We start from the raw sequence: 14,347 nt of genomic DNA, 5'->3' as shown, positions 1-14,347 counted from the left end.
AGGCAGGACCGGCCATGATCTCGGTCGGGCTGCTCCTGCTGGCGTGGGAGCTTTATGCCACCTATTCCGGCATCAAGCCGACGATCCTGCCGGCGCCGTCGCGCGTCTTCGAGCAAGCGATGCTCAATCGTGAGGCGTTGGCCGACAACGCGATGCCGACCATCCGTGCCACGCTACTCGGCTTTGCCTGTTCGCTCAGCGCCGCCTTTGCGCTGTCGATGCTGGTCGACTTCTTCCAGCCGCTGCGCCGCGCGTTGTTTCCCGTCTTCATCGTCAGCCAGACCTTGCCGCTGGTGGCGATTGCGCCGCTGGTGGTGCTGTGGTTCGGCTTCGGACTGGCACCCAAGATCATGCTGGTGGCGCTGGTCACCTTCTTTCCGATGCTGGTGGCATTGGTCGAGGGTTATGAGGCGACGGAGGCCGAGATCGGGCAAATGCTGCGCGCCATGGGAGCTGGGCGCTGGCGCATCTTCGTGCTGGCACGGCTGCCTTCGGCGCTGCCTTACTTCTTTGCTGGCCTGAGGATCTCCATCACTTATGCCGTGGTCGGCGCGATCTTTGCCGAATATGCCGGTGCCGCGAAGGGGCTGGGCATCTACATGCTCAACGCCAAGAACAATTTCCGCCCCGATCTGGTGCTGGCCGCCGTCGGTGTCAGCGCCGCGCTGACACTTGTCCTGTTCGGGTTGACGGTGCTGTTGCAGCGCCTTGCCATGCCTTGGGACCGCACCGGCAAGGATACCGCAGCGAAGAGGCTGTGGCGATGAGCCGGCTCGAGCTGCGTCATGTGCGCAAGGCGTTCGGTGGGCTCGACGTGCTGGCCGATATTTCGCTGAGTGTCGGCGCTGGTGAGTTCGTCTCGATCCTCGGGCCCTCGGGCGCCGGCAAGTCGACGCTGTTCCAGCTTCTGACCGGCGCCGAGCATGGCGAGGGCGAGATGCTGTTCGACGGCGCGCGCCTCGATGACCACGGCAAGCACTTCGCCTTCATGCCGCAACGCGACGCGCTGATGCCGTGGCGGCGCATCCTCGACAACACGACGCTCGGGCTCGAAGTGCAAGGCATCAGGCGCAAGGCGGCGCGGGCGCGCGTCGCGCCGCTGTTTGCCGAATTCGGGCTCGCCGGCTTCGAGCGGCATTTTCCCGCGCAGCTGTCCGGCGGCATGCGCCAGCGCGCGGCCCTGCTGCGCACCGTGGTGCAAGAGCGCGACATGCTGCTGCTCGACGAGCCGTTCGGCGCGCTCGATGCACTGACCCGCACCGCCATGCAGCGCTGGCTCGAACAGATGTGGCGGCACCACCGCTGGACGGCGCTCCTAATCACCCATGACGTGCGCGAAGCCGTGTTCCTGTCCGACCGCGTCTATGTGCTGTCGGCGCGCCCGGCCCGCATCGTCCGTGAAATCAAGGTGCCGCTGCCGCGCCCGCGCAGCCTTGGCGGCGATGCCGCGCGCCAGGCAAGCGCGCTCGAGGCCGAAATCCTCGACATCATCCTCAACCCCAACCCATCCAAAGGACACGATCATGACTGACTTGACACGCCGGCAGGCCTTGTTGCTGACCCTTGCCACCGGTCTTCCCTTGGTTGCCGGAACGGGTCGGGCTCGAGCGCAATCGGCGGCACAAAAGGTCACCGTCGCCCTCGACTGGACGGTCAACACCAACCACATCGGACTGTTCGTTGCCCGCGACAAGGGCTTCTATCGCGAGGCCGGGCTCGAGGTCGACATCCTGCCCTACAGCGATACCGGTGCAGGCACGCTGGTCGCAAACCGCGTCGCCGATTTCGGCATCAACGGCACCATCAGCCTGTTCACCCAGAAAACCGCCGGGGCGGACCTGAAGGGCGTCTATGCGGTGGTGCAGTCCGAAACCGGCCGCGTGGTCTTCAATGCGGCACGCAGCGAGATCAAAAGCCCGAGAAGCCTTGACGGCTTGATCTATGGCGGCTTCGGCAGTGCCTGGGAAAACGCACTGATATCGACCATCATCCGCCATGATGGCGGCAAGGGCAATTTCGAGACGGTGACGCTCGGCACCTCAGCCTATGAGGCGCTGGCCAATGGTTCGGTCGATTTTACGCTCGAAGTCTCGACCTGGGAGGGTGTCGAAGCCGAACTCAAGGGCGTCAAGCAGCGCAGCTTCGTCTATGCCGATTACGGCGTGCCTGACGAGCACACGACGCTGATCTCTTCGAGCGAAGCCTATCTCCAGGCAAATCCCAAGCCTGCGGCCGCTTTCGTCCAGGCGACGCGGCGCGGCTACCAGTTCGCCGTCGACCACCCCGAAGATGCGGCAGCCCTGCTGATCGCGGCCAACAAGGATGCGCTGACCAATCCGGCGCTGATCGAGGCTTCGCTGAAGGCGCTGATCGACGGCCATTATCTACGCAGTCAAAGCGGCGCCATCGGGACGATGGATCCGGCCAAGATGGACGCGATCGGCGACTATCTCTTCGCCTCCGGCATTTTGCGCGATGCCGACGGCGAAGTTCTGGCGCAACGCCCTGATTTCCAGAAGTATTTTAGCAATTCAACTCTGGGGTAGGGAGCCAACTGGCTCTCGAACTTCGAGGAAATGGCTAGCCAGTCAACGAGGTTCACGAGGCGCGACAGATCCACGTCAGACGCACAGATCAGCAGATCCGGCTAATTCCGGGCGATCTCATAGAGCAGAGTGGTTTTGATGTGTCGCCCGGGTTCACCCTGCAGCGACAGGGCGGCTGCGTAGAGTTTTGCTACGGCTGGGCAGAGACCTTCGAATTCCCGGCTGACATTGGCAATGGCAGTTATCTCGGCGGGAGTGCCGCCAGCGTTGATGAAAGCGTCGGCCAGCAGCGACCAGTCTCCGTCGCTGGCAACAGCGGCCGGCAGACCGCCATTCTTCGCTGCGCCGAAGGCGTGGAACAGGGTGGCGCCGACCTTGTCCATGTCGATCAGGAAATCCTGGTCCGGCGTGCTGAGCGTGCCCGGCCCTTCACGAAGGTAGTTGTTGCAGATGGCAGCGGTTTCCCGCGCCATGACATGGTTGAGCATATCCAATTGTGCACGCAGCGCCTCGGCGGCTTTGCTGTCCGGAGCCGAGGACAGCAGGGATGCGTATCTTCGCCTGAGATCGGCGACAGCCATCCTGCTCGTATTTCGCACCTGATCGACATTTCCAAGCCTGGCCACGGCCGTGATCTTTTCCACGACGGCGTCGTAGTCGTCTGGGAACTCCTGCTTGATTGCCCTGAATATCTGGCTTCCCTGGCTCTCAATCTGTTCACTCACCTGAGCCGCGGTTAGCGTTTGTGGATCGGGCGAACCCGCCACTGTCTGGTAGAGATATTTACCGCCGGCAAAGCCGAACGCCCAGGGCAACACCTTTACCGCAACAAAGGACAAAGCGGCGACCGCGGCCACGCCCAAGCCTTTCCAACGTCCCATCCACCCGCCCTCCCTGAACCTGTCTAGTTCGCGCCGAGGCTCACCGCCTTCTTGCGTTGCGGTCAGCTTCGGCGCGCTTGTGATTGTCCTTGGCCTCCCACGCCTTGCTTCGCGCATCGTAGGCAGCGGCAAACTTGGGATTGAGTTTTATTGCCTGGCTAAGATCGGCAATAGCTCCGTCATAGTCCGCCCTGCTGGTCCGGATCACGCCTCGGCCGAAATGGCCAAATGGGTTCTTGTGGTCGAGGCTGAGGGCCTTTTCGAAATCGCGCAGCGCAGCGACATCCTCGTGCCTTCCCATCCACAAGAGGCCCCGATCGGCATAGACATTTGCGTCCTTGGGATTGAGACTGATGGCCTTTTCGAAGTCGGCAAACGCCTCCTCGTAGTTATCCTGGAAGCTGAGGTTCCGGCCGCGGTCATAGCAGGTCTCGGCAATATTCGGATTGATCGCGATCGCCTGCGTGTAATCGGCGACGGCATGTGCGTAATCGTTCCTGGTCTCCCACACTATCGCCCGGGCCAGATAGGCATCGTGGAATGCCGGGAAGAGCGCGATCGCTTTGCCATATTGGGTTATAGCACCGTCATAGTCGTCCTTCTCATGCAGCCTCTGGCCCTTATCGAAAAATGCTTTGGCGGCCTTCGGAACGGCATTACGCGATACGGCCGAACCGGCGGCTGAGCCGCCTGCTGCCGCCGCATCGCGCTCCTCGCGGGCATTGGCAAAGTTTGGATCGAGGCGCAGGACTTCATCGAGATCGGCGATGGCGCGGTCGTATTTCCCCTTCTTGTTCCAGCAGAAACCACGATTGTACCAAGCTTCCGCGTCGGTCGGTCGAAGGCCGATTGCCTTTGTGGAATCGGCAATGATGCGATCGCAATCATGTTTGGCGGCCCAGCCGCGGCTGCGCAGTATATAGGCGTCCGCATTGTTCGGTTGTAGCGAGATGATCGTGCTCAGATCCGCGATGGCGCGGTCGATGTCGCCCCTCTGCTGCCAGAGCAAGGCACGATAGAAATAGCTGTCGATGAAATTGGGGTCGAGTTCTATTGCCTTGTCGTGGTCCGCCATCGCCCGGTCGGGATCGCCCTTCAGCGAGAAGGTGAAGCCGCGTAAACTGTAGGCGCGGGCGTTGGATGGGTCGGCGGCAACTGCGATGTTGTATTGTTCGATGGCACGGTCGAACTGATTTTGAGAGCGCCAGATCGTGCCCGATTCGATGGCCTCTTCAGCAACCTTGTTTCGAAGCTGACCGGCAGGTGCGGGGGCGGGCGCTTTCGCCTTCGCCGCTACCGCCACCTTGCGGCCTTTGCGGGCGATGGCCAGCTTTGGATCAAGCTCGAGCGCCTGATCATAGTCGGCAATGGCTCGATCGTAGTCGCCCTTGGCGAACCAGGTGCTGCCACGCCCGAAATAAACGGGCGCATAGCTGCCATCAAGTTCGATCGCGCGATTGTAATCGGCGATGGCGCGATCGAATTGATCCTTTTTGCCCCAGGCAACGGCGCGGCCGAAATAGGCGTCGAAATAGGTCGGATAGAGCTCGATCACCTTGCCGTAGTCGTCGATGGCACCGTCATAATCACCCTTCTCGACGCGTGACAGTCCTCGCCCGACATAGGCGGCGGCCTTCCTTGGATCGAGCGCGATCGCGCGGTTGTATTCGGTGATCGCGCGATCGTATTTGCGCTTCCTGTAGAACGCATCGCCACGATCCATGAAGGCCTTGAGGTTCTTGGGATCCGAGCCGACGGCACCCGGCGCGGCGCCGCCTTTCTTCAAGGCGGCCACGGCCGCCTCGCGGGCGACCGCGTAGTCCGGATTGCCCGGATAGAGCCTTATCGCCTGGTCGAAGTCGGCAACGGCGCCGTCATAATCCTTGCTGTCGGCCCGTTCTATGCCGCGCCCGTAATAGCTGGGGGCATCCTTGGCGTCGATCTCGATCGCCGCCGAATAGGCTGTGATCGCTCGCTGGGTATCGCCCTTGACGTGCCAGGCCATTCCCATGCAGAAATATGCATCCACCACCTTCGGATCGAGCGTAGCAGCCCGGCCGCAATCGGCAAGAGCACCTTCGGCATCCTCGGAGGTGGCCTTGGCCATACCCCGGCGAACATAGGCAGAGACCATATTCGGGAGGAGCTTGATCACCCGGTCATAGTCGGTGATCGCCCGATCATAGACGCGCTTGGCGTCCCAGGCTTTGCCGCGGCCGAAATAGGCAAGGGGGCTGTCGTGGTCGAGCGCGATCGCCTTGCCATACGCGCCGATTGCCTGGTCATACTTGCCGGCATCCGACAGGCTGTCGCCGTGCTGTACCGCGGCCAGAACGCGCGGGTCGGTCGCCTGAATGAGCTCCGCCATCTCGGCCGTCGAAAGCTTGTCGTCGGACTGAGTATCATTGTCGGCGCCCTGCGGGACCGCAGGTTCGGCGCCTGGTTGCAGTTCGGCTTTCGCCGCCACCGCCGCCTTGCGGCTGACGAGATAGTCCGCATTGCCCGGATCGCGCTTGGTCGCCTCGTCGAAATCGGCAATGGCGCCGTCATAGTCTTTGCTGCCGGCCCGCGCCATGCCGCGCCCGTAATAGCTGGCATCGTCCTTCGGATCGATCTCGATCGCCACGGAATAAGCGGCGAGCGCGCGGCCGGGGTCGCCTTTCGCTTGCCACAGAATGCCCTTGCAGAAGTGTGGGTCACGCGCCTTCGGATCGAGCGTGGCGGCTCGGTCACAATCGGCGAGAGCACCATCGATGTCGCCAAGGGTGATCTTGGCGAGGCCCCGGCGAAAATGGGCCGCGGCGAAATTAGGGGCGAGTTCGATGACCTTGTCGTAGTCGGCGATCGCCTGCTCGTAGGCGCGTTTGACAGCCCAGGCCTTGCCGCGGCCGAAATAGGCGAACCGGTTGTTCGGATCGAGCGAGATCGCCTGGTTGTAGGCGCCGATCGCCTGATCGTACTTGCCCATGTCCAGGAAGGCATCGCCGCCAAGGATCGCTTCCAGGGCGCGCGGATCGGTAGACTCCAGGGCCTTCGCGGCCAGCGTGTCTTGCGTGGCCGCCATATTCGAAACGGTGGCTCGCGACTTCGGCTGTTGTGTGTCTGGCAACGGTGCCGACTTGCTGTCGTTGCCCGCAACCTGTTCACGGCAGCTTCCCGCCCATTTTGGATCGAGCTCGGCGGCGTGACGGCAATCCGCCGCCCGGTTGGCATAGGCTTCGGCGTTCTTGGGATCAAGGCCCAGCACAACGTCATAGTCGGCCATGGCGTGGTCGAATTCGCCCGTGGCGGCGCGAGCAATGGCACGGTTGATATAGACGATCACGTCCTTCGGATCGATGCGGATCGCCTCGTCATATTCGGCGACGGCGCGCACCAGGTCGCCCTTCCTGTCCCAGGCGGTGCCGAGGCCGGCATGTGCCTTGCAGTTCTGTGGATCGGCCTCGATCGCTTGTTGAAAATCGAGAATGGCCGCATCGGTACGGCCTTTGCGCAGGAAGGCGGCGCCGCGGCTGGAATAAGCATCGCTGGCCGATGGCTCCAGGCTGATGGCGAGGTTGAAGTCCGCGATAGCGCGGTCGTTGTCTCCCTTGTCGTACCAATCGGCTCCGCGGTTGAAGTATGCCGATGCCTGCTTGGGATCGAGCGCAATCGCCTCACTGTAGTCCGCGATCGACCGATCGTAGTCCTGCTTGTCGTCCCGGGCGACGCCCCGATGGAAGTAGGCCATGACGCGGATGCGCGGCGGCTCCGTGGTGTCCTCAGCGATCGGCGTGCAGGCGGCGATGCGCTTGTCCGGCTCGATGTCCTTGCCTATGCAGGTTGCGTAGTCCCGCTCTGTGGCGAGCGCCGGTGCGTTCAGGGCAAGAATGACAGCAAGCCCAGCCAACAGCCGGCCGGGCGAAACCTTCATCGGCACACGCAATCCAATCACGGCGACGGGCAACCCCGCACCTTTCCAACTCGCCATATCGCTGGTCCTCCCCCCGAAAAACCTTGGTCCGCCTCAGCGGTAATTGATTTATTGTTCTTTATTTGTTCCAAAAATGCAAGCATAAATTGCAATGTTGCGCAAACAATCTGTCCCGCGATGCGGTGGTGGCTCGGATGCCTTCGGTAGCTTTGATCCCGTTTAATGCCGATCTGATCTTGTTGGTTAACTGCCCGGCAATGGTTGCATGCAAAGGTCGCCCTGAGGGATTATTGGGGTGCTTGCCTTGCTGATATCAAAAAGCGAAACCCTTTCGCACGCCAACGACGGCAGGATTTTGTCCGCAGCGCGAAAGCGCGAAATCCTGGTCGATTTGCGCGAAGGTTTCTTTCGGATCTGCGCGCTCGCTTTCGCGGGGATGTTCGTCTACCGCGGCGTGTATCACCTTATGCTCGACCCGACCCGTCTCAACGTGGCGCTGGTGGCGATTTCCGAGATCCTGACCTTTACCTGGCTGCTTCTATCGCGGCGGCCGCAGGTTCGGGACTGGAATCCGCTCACAGTGATAGTCTCCGTGATCGCCAGCTTCGGTGTCGGCTTCATCGACCTGGAGCCGGGCGTGGCCATCGTCCCGGTCTATTTCGCGGCGCCGCTGCAGGCCCTGGCGTTGGGGTTCGTGATCTGGGGAAAGATATCGCTGGGGCGTTCGTTCGCCATTCTGCCGGCCAATCGCGGCGTGATGACTGGCGGTGCGTACCGCCTGGTGCGGCATCCGATCTATGCCGGCTACCTTGCCGGCCATGTCCTGTTCCTTGTGTCGGCCTTTTCCTTCTACAATCTCGCCGTCTACGCCGTGATCACCTTCTTCCAAGTGTATCGCATCCTGCGCGAAGAGGCGCTGCTGGCCGCCACGCCGGAATACCGGGACTATATGAAGCGCGTCCGCTACAGGCTGTTTTACGGGATCGTCTGACAAAGGGCCGCTGGGCAGAATCGCTCGGCCTGCAATCACGCTGGCACCTTTCACGTGGTCTGCCGCCCATCGGCGCCAACGTTGGTGGAACGAGCGGCGTTGGTGTCGGCGTCGGCGGAACCAACCCAAGCAATCCCGGAACACTGGGTACCCCTGGACATCCAAACCTGCCGGGTGTCGTCGCAGACATGTCGGACAGCCAGGTGGCGCGGATGAAGAAGCGCTGCGTCGAGGTTCTCGGCAGTTCCGGGATCTGTGACCGCGACCTGCGCCAGCTCTGCCTGCTCATCGCATGCCGCTAACACAAGAGCGCCGGATCGGAAGTGCCAAACCAGCCGTGAGGCTTTGACCGCACTCTCTGGCCTCCGGCCGGGTCGGAAAGCCCGCCATCCTGGCGGGCTTTCCGCGTGTTATCCTAGTTGTTCCCGTGCGTCCGGCATCGCTCGCCGGGCGGAACGCTAATGCTCTGAAAGCGTTCACATCCCCAGCAACATCCGAATAGCGCGATGTTCAAACCGGCGCATCAGCGCCTACAGGAGCGGGAAAGCCATGAGCCTAGGAACCATTCTCATCATTATCCTCATCATTGCGCTGCTTGGCGGCTTCAGCGGCCTCGGCGGCGGTCCGTTCTACGGAACCGGCTATTATGGCGGCGGTGGTCTCGGGCTCGTTCTGCTCATCATCATCGTGCTGGTTGTGCTTGGGCGGATCTAGCCGCGCTGCTCGATTGACGCCGGGGACGATCGCAATCTCGTGACCGCCTCGATGCCGGTAAGCACCGGATTGTGATGCGTGCAGGCCTGCTTGTGATCCGGCTTGTTTCGAAATTTTTGTAAGGTGATCGCGGTCCACACCCCCGTGGAAACAAGAGGAGAGGGTCCCACCCCTTGTCCTCCTCCAAGGCCCGCTCCGGTTCACCGTGGCGGGCTTTTGCTTGGCGGGGGAGCCGGCTTTGCGTCAATACCGTTGCGGAAGGCTGCCAATGCCCCTGACGCTCCTTGCAACACTCTGCGAAAATTCGCGATGATCTTCATGTTCTGCGGCGGATGGTGGCGACTCGCGGTCATATCGAGACCATCCAGGAAATAGATGCGCTGATTGGCGTGGCGGAAGCAGAAGCCATCAAGGCCATCCGCCGGATTGACCGCGCTGGCTGAAGAGACAGAAGGACCGCGCTAAGGCATCGTGGCAGCGGTTTTACGCCGCTCGCGGCACCCGTGAGGTGAACGTCGCCCGAGTGACCGACACGCTGGTGCCGTCAGTGTCGCTGATAACTTCCACCTTGGCCTCCAGCTGTTTGACCAGTGCTTCCACGATGGCTGTCCCAAGACCGGTGGCCGGTACGTCGTTGGCGATCTTGCCGACGCCATTGTCCGAAACCGTCAGTTTCCAGTCGCTGCCCGCGGTCTCGTAGCTCACCTGGATGCGAGCGCCGGCCCTCGCCTTGGGGAAGGCATATTTGATGGCGTTGAGGACGAGTTCGGTGACGATCAGTCCCAGGCTGACTGCCCTTTGCGAATCCACCCTGCCGCCTTCGGCCGTCACGGTGACCGTGATCGGCTGAGCTTCGCCGACCATCGACGAGGCGAGGCTGCTGCACAATTTCGGAAGGTAAGAGCCGACGTCGATCTCGTCGATGCCGGCCGAGGTGTGGAGATGGCGCTGCACTTCGGCCACGGACAGAACGCGTTGGTGTGCGTCCTTGAGATGCTGGCGCGTCTCTTCCGACGTGACCGAGCGTGCTTTCAGCAACAGGATCGAGGCAATGATCTGCAGGCTGTTGGCAACCCGATGCTCCATCTCGCGCAGCAGCACGTCCTTCTGCCGAAGCAGATCTTCGGTGCGGCTGAGCAGCTCTTCCTTTTCCCGCTCGATGACACGACGGGCCGTTATGTCATTGAAGGCGAGAAGGATGGTGATGGCTGAGCTGTGGTCGTAAAGCACCTTGCGGGCGTTGAGCAGCATGGTGCGGCGGCCAATCTGAGGGAAATCATGCTCGACCTCGAAACCGTCCATGGCGGTCTTTTCGGGAATGATCGTCTCCAGCAACAGTCGAAGTGCCGGAATATCCCACTGACCGTCGCCGAGCGCGTAGAGCAGCGATCCCTGGGTCTGCCCTGGGTCGACTTCGAACGTGTTGTAGAAGGAGCGGCTGGCCGCCAGCACGCGAAACTGCTCATCGAGGACCAGAAATGGCTCGGTGATCGTGTTGACGATCGCCTGCGCCAGCGTCTGCGCGTCTTCGATATTCACAATGGGTTGAAACATGGGCACAAAGCCGGATGAGCGGCGTTTTTGCCCCTCCTAAGTCCCAGCTATATACCGTTGTCCGACCGTTGTCGCGAATTGAATGCGCCAGGCCGCCTACATTGAGCGCGGGCCAGATCCTGGCGCCAATCGATTACTCCATGTCAGGCACGTCGCCGCTGACGAAGAGCGTGTTCGGCGGGCCGTATTCGCCCAGCGTCGGGTCGGCCTCGCGGCTCCAGGCGATGACGCCAGCATGTTTTGCCGCCAATGCCCTGGCGGTGCGTATGGCGCGGTCCTCGCTCTGCTGGTCCGCGGGTCCAAAGGCTGGAAACAGTTCGCCATCCTCGCCGCGATCGAACGCGACCACGACGATCAGCCTGGGATTTTTTTGGCCACTGGAATCGGACATCTTGCACCTTTGGCGCTGAACCTATCACATTGCCCGGGGTTGAAGGCCGCGAATCGATGAATGCCGACTTTGGGGAGGTGGCATCGTGCAAGATCAGCGTTTCGATGAGCCGGTCAGGATTGCGCTCGGCCGATCGCGAAACTCGATCTTCAACGTGGAGCGGGTCGCTCAAGCCGCCGACATCCTGATGAACCGCTGGCCGGTCGCAACCGGGCAAAGACACATGGTTGCCCGCAAGGCCTGCCTGGCCGTGCTTGAGGGAAAGAAAGAAGCCTCGGCGGCACGCGCGGCGTTCATCAACGCCGCGATCGAGGCAGACATCCTCGTTGAGCCCCGTGAGGTGTCGATACCGTAGGGCCCGGCCAAAATTGAATCAAGACTTGGCGCTATCCTCTTGATCGATTGCGATCTTTTCGGTGATCGTTGGTCGGCTTTTGCTGGCCCATGGTGACCGGTCTGTCGGCGCGCTTTGCAGACATTCCGAAATTCGCTGCCCCGTTTGGCTTGCCTTCAGCATCCGTTGACAGGGCATCCGTGTCCATATATTGAACAGGATTACACAGGTTCATTGAACAGGTACCTTTATGAAGCGGCGCGCGGTTCAACTGTCACCCGGCACGGGCAAGCCCGAGCAGATCGCCACCGTTCTCGAACATGAGATACGCTCCGGCGTTCTCGGCTTCGGCGACCGCCTGCAAAGCGAGAACGAGCTTGTCCAGCGTTTCTCCGTCAGCCGCAACACGGTCCGCAAGGGCCTCGAGGAACTGTCCAGCCGGGGGCTGATCACCACCAAGGTCGGCATTGGTTCGTTCGTCACCTTCGACGGCAAGCCGGTCGACGACGCCATCGGCTGGTCGCGGGCGCTGGCCAATGCCGGCGCCAATGCCGAGACGCGGACGCTGCGGCTGGAGGTCATCGAAGACACCGATCTGGCCGCTCTGCTTGGCATCGAAAGCCCGTTCTTCATCGCCGTCGACCGGGTGCGCACCAACGCCAGCGACGGCCATGCGATCTCCATCGAGCGCAGCCGGCTGCCATTGTCACCCGAGCTTGAGGACGTACCGTTGCGCGGATTGCGCGAGGGCTCGCTGCACCAGACGCTGCGCGCCGCCGGCCTCATTCCCGACCATGGCGAGGAATGGGTGGAGATCGAGATGCTCAATGCCGAGGACGCGGCCATCCTCGCTTGCCCGCAAGGCACGCCGTTCCTGCGCGGCCGCCGTTTGACGCGTGCCGCCGACGACCGGCCGATCGAATATGTAACCAGCCTGCTCAATCCGGCGCATTTCGCGCTGCATATGAGGTTCTGAGCGATGCCGGACAAAAGCAAGGACACGCTCGATCGCGCCATGGGTGCGCTTGTCGGCGGAGCGCTGGGGGATGCGCTCGGCATGCCGACGCAGCTTTTGTCGCCGGCCCGCATTGCCGAACTCTACGGCCATGTCGAGGATTTCATCGCGCCTTTCGCCGATCATCCGGTGTCGAAGGGACTGGCTGCGGGCACCATCACCGACGATACCGAACAGGCGCTGCTGCTCGGCCGCATTCTGGTCGAGTCCGGCGACCGCTTCGACCACGCGCGCTGGGTCAATGCGCTGCTCGACTGGGAACGCGAGGTCAAGGCGCGCGGCAGCTATGACCTTTTGGGGCCGTCGACCAAGCGTGCCATCGACGCTATCAACAATGGCGTGCCGGCAGAGGAAGCGGGGCGCAGCGGCGACACCAATGGTGCGGCGATGCGTATCGCGCCGGTCGGCATCATGATGCCGCTCGAACCATTGGAGGCGTTCGTCGCCAAGGTGGCGGAGACCTGCCAGGCCACGCACAACACCTCGATCGCCATCGCCTCGGCCGCAGCCGTCGCCGCCGCGATCAGCCGTGGCGTCGCTGGTGGCGGTTGGCGCGATGCTTCCGCCAGCGCCGTCGCGGCGGCGAGGCGAGGGGCGACGCTCGGCCATTGGGTCACCGGCGGCGACATCGCCGCGCGTATCGTCTGGGCGCAGGATACCGTGCGCGGCAAGCCGATCAGGGATGCCATCCGGCTGATTACCGATCTGGTCGGCACCGGCGTCGCCAGCCAGGAATCCGTTCCGGCAGCCTTCGCCGTGCTGGAGGTTGCCGGTGGCAACCCCTGGCAAGCAGCCATCATCAGCGCCAATCTCGGCGGCGACACCGATACGATCGGCGCCATCGCCGCCGGCATGGCCGGCGCCTGCAGCGGCTTTTCCCTATTGCCGCAACAGCATATCGCCCGGCTTGTCGGCATCGACATGTCAGAGGTTCGCGCGCTTGCGGCCGATCTTGTCGCGGCAAGGGTGGCGAAAATCGGTTCCGGCAAGGACGCGGCGGCATGAGCGGGCGTCTTGTCCATATCGGTAGTGCCGTGGTCGATTATGTCTACCGCATCGACGCCTTGCCGGCACCCGGCATGGAAAAGACGGCGTCGAGTTTTACCCAGGTCGCCGGCGGCGGCTTCAACATGATGGTCGCGGCCGGCCGCACGGGCATGCAAGTGGTGTTCGGCGGCCAGCTCGGCAGTGGACCCAATGGCGACTTCCTGCGTGCTGCTTTCATAGCCGAGGGGATCGCGACGCTGACGCCGCCATCGCCCTTGATGGACAGCGGCAATTGCGTCGCCATGATCTCGAGCGACGCCGAACGCACCTTCGTGTCGTGGCCAGGCGCGGAGAGCGTGCTCAGCCTCGACATGATGGCGCCGGTCGCGGTGGCGCCGGGCGATTGGGTGTTCACCTCCGGCTACACGCTGAGCTATCCCGCAAGCCGCGATGCGCTCACCGACTGGATCGAGGCGCTGCCGGCTGACATTCCCTTCGTCTTCGACCCGACGCCGGTCATCTCGGACATTCCACGCCCGATCCTGTCGCGGGTGCTTGCCCGCACCACATGGCTGAGTTGCAACACGACGGAGGCGGCCGAGATTGCCGGCCCGGGCGATGTCGAGGACCTCGCGGCGCGACTTCTGGCCGACCATTGCCCGCAGGGTGCCGGCGTGGTCATCCGTTCCGGGCCAAAGGGTTGCCACGTACGGTTGGCCGACGGGTCTGCGCAAACCATTGCCGGCTTCAAGGTCACCGCCATCGACACCAATGGCGCCGGCGACACCCATATCGGCGCCTTCGTCAGCGCGCTGGCGCGCGGCATCCCGGCCTTCGAGGCAGCGCGCTATGCCAACGCGGCAGCGGCGATTTCGGTCACCCGCCATGGCGGCTCGTCGGCGCCGAGCGATCACGAAATCCAGACATTCCTGAGCCATGCTGCCGACCCGTCGGGCGCAGGCCGGACACAGAAGGCCAATGCATAACAGCTGGAAAGCCTGACAAGCCCGGGAACCGGGCA

The 14,347-nt window shown here is 62.6% G+C and carries 14 protein-coding genes; 10 read left to right on the top strand and 4 right to left on the bottom strand.

The features are described 5' to 3' along the window. Positions 1–14: 14 nt before the first annotated feature. The 3 genes from ACFOJ9_RS21100 to ACFOJ9_RS21090 are packed head-to-tail and all read left to right on the top strand — an operon-like array spanning position 15 to position 2,546. Positions 15–767: an ABC transporter permease gene (locus ACFOJ9_RS21100; protein ID WP_378980961.1), complete on the top strand. Its 753-nt coding sequence runs from the start codon at positions 15–17 to the stop codon at positions 765–767. Then, positions 764–1,531 (top strand): ABC transporter ATP-binding protein, encoded by a 768-nt coding sequence (locus ACFOJ9_RS21095; protein ID WP_378980959.1) that lies wholly within the window; start codon positions 764–766, stop codon positions 1,529–1,531. The genes ACFOJ9_RS21100 and ACFOJ9_RS21095 overlap by 4 nt, the downstream gene beginning before the upstream one ends. Further along, positions 1,524–2,546 (top strand): ABC transporter substrate-binding protein, encoded by a 1,023-nt coding sequence (locus ACFOJ9_RS21090; RefSeq protein WP_378980957.1) that lies wholly within the window; start codon positions 1,524–1,526, stop codon positions 2,544–2,546. The genes ACFOJ9_RS21095 and ACFOJ9_RS21090 overlap by 8 nt, the downstream gene beginning before the upstream one ends. 101 nt (positions 2,547–2,647) lie before the next feature. On the opposite strand, the gene ACFOJ9_RS21085 is transcribed toward ACFOJ9_RS21090, so the two are convergent. Both ACFOJ9_RS21085 and ACFOJ9_RS21080 read right to left on the bottom strand, forming a co-directional pair. Further along, the gene (locus ACFOJ9_RS21085) at positions 2,648–3,403 is read right to left on the bottom strand and encodes a hypothetical protein (protein WP_378980955.1); all 756 of its coding nucleotides are present in this window, start codon (positions 3,401–3,403) and stop codon (positions 2,648–2,650) included. A gap of 64 nt (positions 3,404–3,467) precedes the next feature. Further along, positions 3,468–7,397, bottom strand: coding sequence for a tetratricopeptide repeat protein (locus ACFOJ9_RS21080; RefSeq protein WP_378980953.1), 3,930 nt, complete (start codon positions 7,395–7,397; stop codon positions 3,468–3,470). A gap of 238 nt (positions 7,398–7,635) precedes the next feature. On the opposite strand from ACFOJ9_RS21080, the gene ACFOJ9_RS21075 reads away from it, so the two are divergent. From ACFOJ9_RS21075 to ACFOJ9_RS21065, 3 genes are all read left to right on the top strand, one after another. Next, the gene (locus ACFOJ9_RS21075; RefSeq protein ID WP_378980951.1) at positions 7,636–8,331 is read left to right on the top strand and encodes a methyltransferase family protein; all 696 of its coding nucleotides are present in this window, start codon (positions 7,636–7,638) and stop codon (positions 8,329–8,331) included. Between the two features lie 549 nt (positions 8,332–8,880). Beyond that, the gene (locus ACFOJ9_RS21070) at positions 8,881–9,045 is read left to right on the top strand and encodes a DUF3309 family protein (protein ID WP_091581271.1); all 165 of its coding nucleotides are present in this window, start codon (positions 8,881–8,883) and stop codon (positions 9,043–9,045) included. Positions 9,046–9,329: 284 nt separating this feature from the next. Further along, positions 9,330–9,488 (top strand): hypothetical protein, encoded by a 159-nt coding sequence (locus ACFOJ9_RS21065; protein WP_378980948.1) that lies wholly within the window; start codon positions 9,330–9,332, stop codon positions 9,486–9,488. 40 nt (positions 9,489–9,528) lie between these two features. Here ACFOJ9_RS21065 and ACFOJ9_RS21060 read toward each other — a convergent pair whose 3' ends face one another. Continuing rightward, entirely contained in the window at positions 9,529–10,599 is a 1,071-nt protein-coding gene (locus tag ACFOJ9_RS21060) for a sensor histidine kinase (protein WP_378980946.1), read from the bottom strand. 133 nt (positions 10,600–10,732) lie between these two features. After that, on the bottom strand, positions 10,733–10,990 hold the full coding sequence (locus tag ACFOJ9_RS21055) for a hypothetical protein (protein ID WP_023814060.1): 258 nt from the start codon (positions 10,988–10,990) through the stop codon (positions 10,733–10,735). An 85-nt stretch (positions 10,991–11,075) separates the two neighbouring features. Here ACFOJ9_RS21055 and ACFOJ9_RS21050 point away from each other — a divergent pair, with 85 nt between their 5' ends. The 4 genes from ACFOJ9_RS21050 to ACFOJ9_RS21035 all read left to right on the top strand — a co-directional run bounded on the left by ACFOJ9_RS21050 (position 11,076) and on the right by ACFOJ9_RS21035 (position 14,312). Beyond that, entirely contained in the window at positions 11,076–11,345 is a 270-nt protein-coding gene (locus ACFOJ9_RS21050; protein WP_378980944.1) for a DUF982 domain-containing protein, read from the top strand. 229 nt (positions 11,346–11,574) lie between these two features. Then, positions 11,575–12,300, top strand: a complete 726-nt coding sequence (locus tag ACFOJ9_RS21045) for a GntR family transcriptional regulator (protein WP_378980942.1) — start codon at positions 11,575–11,577, stop codon at positions 12,298–12,300. A gap of 3 nt (positions 12,301–12,303) precedes the next feature. Continuing rightward, positions 12,304–13,344 carry an ADP-ribosylglycohydrolase family protein gene (locus ACFOJ9_RS21040; RefSeq protein WP_378980940.1) on the top strand — a complete coding sequence of 347 codons (1,041 nt, stop codon included), beginning with the start codon at positions 12,304–12,306 and terminating at the stop codon, positions 13,342–13,344. Beyond that, positions 13,341–14,312, top strand: a complete 972-nt coding sequence (locus ACFOJ9_RS21035; RefSeq protein WP_378980938.1) for a PfkB family carbohydrate kinase — start codon at positions 13,341–13,343, stop codon at positions 14,310–14,312. Before ACFOJ9_RS21040 ends, ACFOJ9_RS21035 begins: the two co-directional genes overlap by 4 nt. Positions 14,313–14,347: the final 35 nt, after the last annotated feature.

This window comes from Mesorhizobium cantuariense (assembly GCF_042647205.1).
Lineage (GTDB): Bacteria > Pseudomonadota > Alphaproteobacteria > Rhizobiales > Rhizobiaceae > Mesorhizobium > Mesorhizobium cantuariense.
Note: the sequence above shows the minus strand (reverse complement) of the source record. Positions and strands in the feature narration are given on the sequence as shown.

Excerpts from the sequence above, each read along its gene's own strand:
- ACFOJ9_RS21060 (WP_378980946.1), bottom strand. The coding sequence starts at position 10,599 with ATGTTTCAACCCATTGTGAATATCGAAGACGCGCAGACGCTGGCGCAG.
- ACFOJ9_RS21055 (WP_023814060.1), bottom strand. The coding sequence starts at position 10,990 with ATGTCCGATTCCAGTGGCCAAAAAAATCCCAGGCTGATCGTCGTGGTC.
- ACFOJ9_RS21070 (WP_091581271.1), top strand. The coding sequence starts at position 8,881 with ATGAGCCTAGGAACCATTCTCATCATTATCCTCATCATTGCGCTGCTT.
- ACFOJ9_RS21100 (WP_378980961.1), top strand. The coding sequence starts at position 15 with ATGATCTCGGTCGGGCTGCTCCTGCTGGCGTGGGAGCTTTATGCCACC.
- ACFOJ9_RS21045 (WP_378980942.1), top strand. The coding sequence starts at position 11,575 with ATGAAGCGGCGCGCGGTTCAACTGTCACCCGGCACGGGCAAGCCCGAG.
- ACFOJ9_RS21040 (WP_378980940.1), top strand. The coding sequence starts at position 12,304 with ATGCCGGACAAAAGCAAGGACACGCTCGATCGCGCCATGGGTGCGCTT.
- ACFOJ9_RS21080 (WP_378980953.1), bottom strand. The coding sequence starts at position 7,397 with ATGGCGAGTTGGAAAGGTGCGGGGTTGCCCGTCGCCGTGATTGGATTG.
- ACFOJ9_RS21090 (WP_378980957.1), top strand. The coding sequence starts at position 1,524 with ATGACTGACTTGACACGCCGGCAGGCCTTGTTGCTGACCCTTGCCACC.
- ACFOJ9_RS21035 (WP_378980938.1), top strand. The coding sequence starts at position 13,341 with ATGAGCGGGCGTCTTGTCCATATCGGTAGTGCCGTGGTCGATTATGTC.
- ACFOJ9_RS21095 (WP_378980959.1), top strand. The coding sequence starts at position 764 with ATGAGCCGGCTCGAGCTGCGTCATGTGCGCAAGGCGTTCGGTGGGCTC.